Source organism: Betaproteobacteria bacterium (assembly GCA_016791345.1).
Classification (GTDB): Bacteria; Pseudomonadota; Gammaproteobacteria; order Burkholderiales; family JAEUMW01; genus JAEUMW01.
In genome coordinates this window covers 1-5,106 of record JAEUMW010000107.1, presented here as the reverse complement: position 1 = coordinate 5,106, position 5,106 = coordinate 1, and the positions used below count along the sequence as shown (strand labels likewise).

The window sequence follows — 5,106 nt, the reverse complement described above, 5'->3', positions numbered from 1 at the left end:
CCGGCGGCGGCGAATCCACGTCCATGCCGATGGCCGACTTGAGGGAGTCCATGACGCCGCCGGAAGACGGCGGCGGCGGCGGTGGACCGCGGCGCGCGGCCTTGGGCATCGCGGTGCTGGCTGCGGGTGCATCCGCTGGCTCCGTGCTGGCAGCGTCTGCCGTGTCCGCGGCGGCAGTGCCCGAGACGGCCGCAGCCGTCGCCGTGCGTGAGCGCGAGCTGCTCGGGCGGGGTACGGCGTCCTCGCTCGGGGCGGCTCGTGCAACCTCCTCCGACCCGCGCGACGGCGGCCGTGCCACCGCGTCCGGAGCGGATTGCGGGCTTGCTGCCGAGGCGGCTGCGGGCGCCGCCGGTGCTGCGGCCCGACTGGGCGGCGGCGGGGGCGGTGTGTTGACACCGAAACCGATCCCTTTCTTGATCGAGTCGGTGAAGCTGCCGGCCTGCGACGGTGGTGGCGAAGGCGGCGATGGCGTCTTCGCCGGTTCGGGAGTTGCAGCGGCCGAACTGGATTTCTTCGCCTTGGTCGTCGTGCCGGAGTCATCCGCGGCAGCCGTCGCGGCTGCGGTGGCACCGGCGGCGGCGCCCGCAGCAGCGGCCGCTGCCGGCTGGACCGATCGCGGTGCCGTCGCTGCGGAGGACGGCGCAGCAGCGCCCGAAGGTGGCGTGTAGCCGAGTGCCGGCTTCGACGCTGTGGCGGCTGCCGGCGCGGGCGCAGCGGGAGCAGTTGCCGCAGGGGCAGGTGCGACTGCCGGCGGCGCTGCGAGCGCCGGACCCGGTTGCGCCGGCGGCGGCCCGAGGTTCGGCCCGGGTGCAGAGGACGGCAGGGCCACCGGCGGCGCGCCCGGCGAAGCGGGCATGCGCGTGCCGAGCGGCTCGGTCAGTTGCCGATCGCGCTCCATCTGCTGGATGGCTGCCTGCGGGTTGTTGAAGTCGGGAGAGATGAAGACGTTGCCTTCGAGGCGGATCAGCCGGTCACCATCGAACACCGCCGTCACCACACGCTGTTCCACCACGTTGTCCCCCTTCTGCTGGCGGAAAACGTAGTCCCAGCGATCCTGGTGAAAGGCATCGGCAATCAGCGGTGAGCCCAGGGCAAACCGCACCTGGGACTTGCTCATGCCGGGCCTCAGCTTCGAGACCATTTCCTGGTCCACGTAGTTGCCCTGCTGGATGTCGACCTTGTACGGCGAGAGCGCTGACCAGGAGCATCCCGCAAGACAAAGCACGATGAGAACTGCGAGCTTTTGCATCGTGGAAGTGGCGTCGAATGGGGCCAGCCGTGACGGATCCGGGAGCAACCCGCCGCACCCTCGGGCGCAGCCACTGGGCTGGATTTGCTTTCCCGTTGAATCGGCTTATGATACCCGAACAATCCTCGCCGAGACAGGCTGGCCCTCCCCTACCTGCCGTGAGTTCCTACCAAGACCTGAAGACCATGGGGCTGAAGGCCACGACCCCACGGCTCAAGATTCTCAACCTGTTCGAAACCACGGACATTCGCCATGTGTCCGCCGAGGATGTGTACAAGCTCCTGCTCGCGGAAGGCGAGGACATCGGGCTTGCCACCGTCTACCGCGTGCTGACCCAGTTCGAGCAGGCGGGGCTGTTGCAGCGCCATCACTTCGAAAGCGGCAAGGCGGTTTTCGAGCTCAACCAGGGCGGACATCACGATCACCTGGTTTGCATCCAGTGCGGGCGGGTCGAGGAATTCTTCGACGCCGAGATCGAAGCGCGGCAGGAGTGCATCGCCGCCGAGCGCGGATTCCGCATTCACGGCCACTCGCTGCACATCTACGCAGATTGCCAGAAGTTGAACTGCCCCCACCGCAAGCGCTCGACCTAGACGCGCGTTCGCGCCTTTCGCGCGGCAACAGCAAGGTAAAGCAATCCCCGGGGTACCGCTCGGTGCGGCGGCGCCCCGGGGACGTACAGTTACAGGGCGAAGAGCCCGGTCAGCGCCGGGCAGCCACCGAAGTCTGGTCCGCACGCGCCGCAGCGGTCTGCTCGCGCACGGCACGGTCGCCCGCGTTCACGAACTTCCAGCCTGCCGGCGTACAGACGTAGGTGTAGCCCGTGGGCTTGTCGACGAACACCTTGTAGTCGGCGGGAGAGGATACTTCCGCACCCACGCACGGGGTCGCCTTGTGGCTGAGGCCGTCCGCGCCCGCGACGCCGATGCCCGCCCACAACGCCAAGGCGAACGACGTGATCGAAACAAAAGTCCGCTTCATTGCATACTCCTTTTCTCGTTGACGCGTTATTGTGCGTCGCAGCATACATAGAGTGCGCGTCTTTCTAATGGTTCGACATTCTTCTATCAAACAATGTGATGGAGAGGATCAGTCCAGGTGATTCCGTGGCGAAGGAAGAGCGTTCGAACCGCCGCGGGCGCTGCCGCTTCAGCGCTGCGGGTGGTGCTCGGTCTGATCCTGCTGCTGACCACGGCGAGCGCACGGGCGGACGCACCGCCGCGCTCGGTGTTCCTCGCCGACCTCACATGGACTGAAGTGCGGGAGCGGATTCAGAACGGGACGACCACCATCCTCGTCCCCATCGGTGGCACGGAACAAAGCGGGCCGCACATGGCACTCGGCAAGCACAACGTCCGCGCCACCGCGCTCGCGGAGAAGATCGCGATCGAACTCGGCAATGCCCTGGTCGCGCCGGTGATCGCATACGTCCCCGAAGGCAGCGTGAACCCGCCCACGGCGCACATGCTGTTTCCCGGCACGATCACCGTCCCCTCCGACACCTTCCGGAAAGTGATCGAATACGCCGCGCGGAGTTTCAAGCACCACGGCTTCCGCGACATCGTCTTTCTCGGCGACCACGGCGGCTATCAGGCAGACGAGCGCGCCGTGGCCGACCGGTTGAACCGCGAATGGGCGGAAACGTCCGTGCGCGTGCACGCGGTGGAGGAGTACTACCGCGCTGCGCAGTCGGACTTCGCACAGATGCTGCGGGCACGCGGTTTCACCGACGCGGAAATCGGCACCCACGCGGGTCTGGCCGACACCTCGCTCACGCTCGCCCTCGCCCCGCAGGCGGTGCGGACGGACCAGATGCGCAGCGCGCCCGACAGCAAGGAAGGTGTCCAGGGCGATCCGCGCGGCGCGACGGTCGCGCTCGGTCAACTGGGCGTCGACGCCATCACCGCACGGACCGTGGACGCCATCCGCGCCGCCATCCGGCGCGAGGCTGCGGCATCCGGCAGTGCGTCGAAACGGACGACAGCCAAGGACAGGTGAGCCTGCGCGGCATGGATGGAGTCAGCACGCAACGATCCTGAACGGACCGTCGTCTCCGGCGGCAAATTTGCCGCCCTTCGATTCTCAGGGCTCCGTGTCCGTTCGCAGCGCCAGTTCACGCGCCGCGTCGTCGTTCAGGTCGCGCAGGAGGCCTTCGTCGCTGAGGTCTAGCTTGTGCGAGTTCTCCCAGTCCTCGTGCGCGGTGTGCGCCAGCCGCTCGATCACGTGCGGATCGTGCACCTCGATCGCCAGTTCGCGCCGGTGATCGAAACTGCCGGGCGCGAAGTTGATCGAGCCGATGATGGCGCGCTTGCCGTCCGCCAGCATCATCTTGGCGTGGAGCTTGAGGTGGCGCAGCCGATGCACGCGGGCGCCGACGTCATGCAGGATGCGCAGGCCCTCGACACCCTCGACGAGCTTCGCGTGCTTGAGCGTATGAACGGGTCGCGCCAGCACGTGCAGCTTGACGCCGCGGTGGGCCGCGCGCGCCAGCCGTTCGATGATCACCTCGTCCTGGTAGCGTTCGTTCTCCAGGAAGAGCGAGTGCTCCGCCAGGTCGATGAAGCGGGCGATGCGATTGCGACCGTTGAGGTTGCACCAGATCAGGTGCGTGTCTCCGCCGGGATCGAACGCCTGCCGGTTCCAGTCGGCGTCGAAGCAGGCCACGATCTCGTCGACCTCGTGGCGGTGGTGCGTGACGACCGCATAGTCGCGGGCGCGCGTCACGTTGTCACGGTCCCAGTTGAGCGACATGACATAGGCGACCTCGCCATCGACCACCATCGATTTCTCGTGCGTCACCTCGAAGACCGGGTGACTGTCGGCAACGCTGACGCCGGCAGCCACCAGCGCCGCGCGCGATGCCTCGTTCTCCGCCTCGCCGCTGCGCCGCGCCGGGTTCAGCATCACCCGCACGTCGACACCGCGGGCGCGCGCCGCCTTGACCGCGTCGAGCAGCGCCGGGTCGGTGAAGATGAACATCTTGATGCGGATCGAGCGCTGCGCCGCAGCCAGGGCATCGAGCAGGGGCTGGGCAGTGTCGTCGGGCAGGACGATGAGCGAGCGGGACATGGCTTCCTCCTCGGTGGCGGGCGCAACGCGCGTCAGGCGGGTGCCGCCACGGTGCCTTCGAACTGCGTGCGGTACAGGTCGTGGTAGACGCCGCCGCGCGCCACCAGTTCGTCGTGCGTGCCGTGCTCGATCACCATGCCGTCCTTCAGCACCAGGATCTGGTCGCAGTGGCGGATGGTCGACAGCCGATGCGCGATCGTCACCACGGTGCGACCCCGGGTGAGCTTCTCCAGCGCGTCGATCACCAGCTTCTCCGATTCGGAGTCGAGCGCCGCGGTGGGTTCGTCGAGGATCAGGATCGGCGCATCGCGCACGATGGCGCGCGCGATCCCGATGCGCTGACGCTGTCCGCCCGAGAGCGTCGAGCCGCGCTCGCCGATCATCGAGTGATAGCCGTCCGCCATGCGCTCGATGAATTCGTGCGCGTTGGCGAGCCTGGCGGCGGCCATGACCTCCTCCTCGCTGGCGCCGGGGCGGCCGTAGGCGATGTTGTCGAGCACGGTGCCGTGGAACAGCACCGTGTCCTGCAGCACGAAGCCGATGTTGGCGCGCAATCCGGCGAGATCGTAGTCGCGCGCGTCCACGCCGTCGAGCAGGACGCGCCCGCCCCCGGGGTCGTAGAAACGCGGGATCAGGCTCGCGATGGTCGACTTGCCGCTGCCGGTGGGACCGACGACGCCGATCTTCTGTCCGGCGCGAATGTTCGCCGTGACGCCCTGCAGGATCGGTGAGGCCGCGTCGTAGGCGAAGGCGACCTGATCGAACGCGATCTCCCCGCGCAGCTTGTC

Annotated in this window: 6 protein-coding genes; 2 read left to right on the top strand and 4 right to left on the bottom strand. The window is 67.8% G+C overall.

Annotated features, from left to right (window positions below; translation table 11 throughout):
* Window positions 1-1,249: outer membrane protein assembly factor BamE (locus tag JNK68_04275; GenBank protein ID MBL8539568.1), on the bottom strand; the 1,249-nt coding region annotated here is incomplete at its 3' end.
* A gap of 107 nt (window positions 1,250-1,356) precedes the next feature.
* Between JNK68_04275 and fur the strand changes: the two genes are divergently transcribed.
* Window positions 1,357-1,842 (top strand): ferric iron uptake transcriptional regulator, encoded by a 486-nt coding sequence (gene fur / locus JNK68_04270; protein MBL8539567.1) that lies wholly within the window; start codon window positions 1,357-1,359, stop codon window positions 1,840-1,842.
* 109 nt (window positions 1,843-1,951) lie between these two features.
* On the opposite strand, the gene JNK68_04265 is transcribed toward fur, so the two are convergent.
* Window positions 1,952-2,230, bottom strand: a complete 279-nt coding sequence (locus tag JNK68_04265) for a hypothetical protein (protein MBL8539566.1) — start codon at window positions 2,228-2,230, stop codon at window positions 1,952-1,954.
* A 174-nt stretch (window positions 2,231-2,404) separates the two neighbouring features.
* Between JNK68_04265 and JNK68_04260 the strand changes: the two genes are divergently transcribed.
* Entirely contained in the window at window positions 2,405-3,247 is an 843-nt protein-coding gene (locus JNK68_04260) for a creatininase family protein (protein MBL8539565.1), read from the top strand.
* A gap of 84 nt (window positions 3,248-3,331) precedes the next feature.
* Here the strand turns inward: JNK68_04260 and JNK68_04255 are convergent, their stop codons facing one another.
* Together JNK68_04255 and JNK68_04250 are read right to left on the bottom strand one after the other, a co-directional pair.
* On the bottom strand, window positions 3,332-4,318 hold the full coding sequence (locus JNK68_04255; protein ID MBL8539564.1) for a phospholipase: 987 nt from the start codon (window positions 4,316-4,318) through the stop codon (window positions 3,332-3,334).
* A 32-nt stretch (window positions 4,319-4,350) separates the two neighbouring features.
* Window positions 4,351-5,106, bottom strand: a 756-nt coding sequence (locus tag JNK68_04250; GenBank protein ID MBL8539563.1) for an ATP-binding cassette domain-containing protein, incomplete at its 5' end; no start/stop codon positions are given.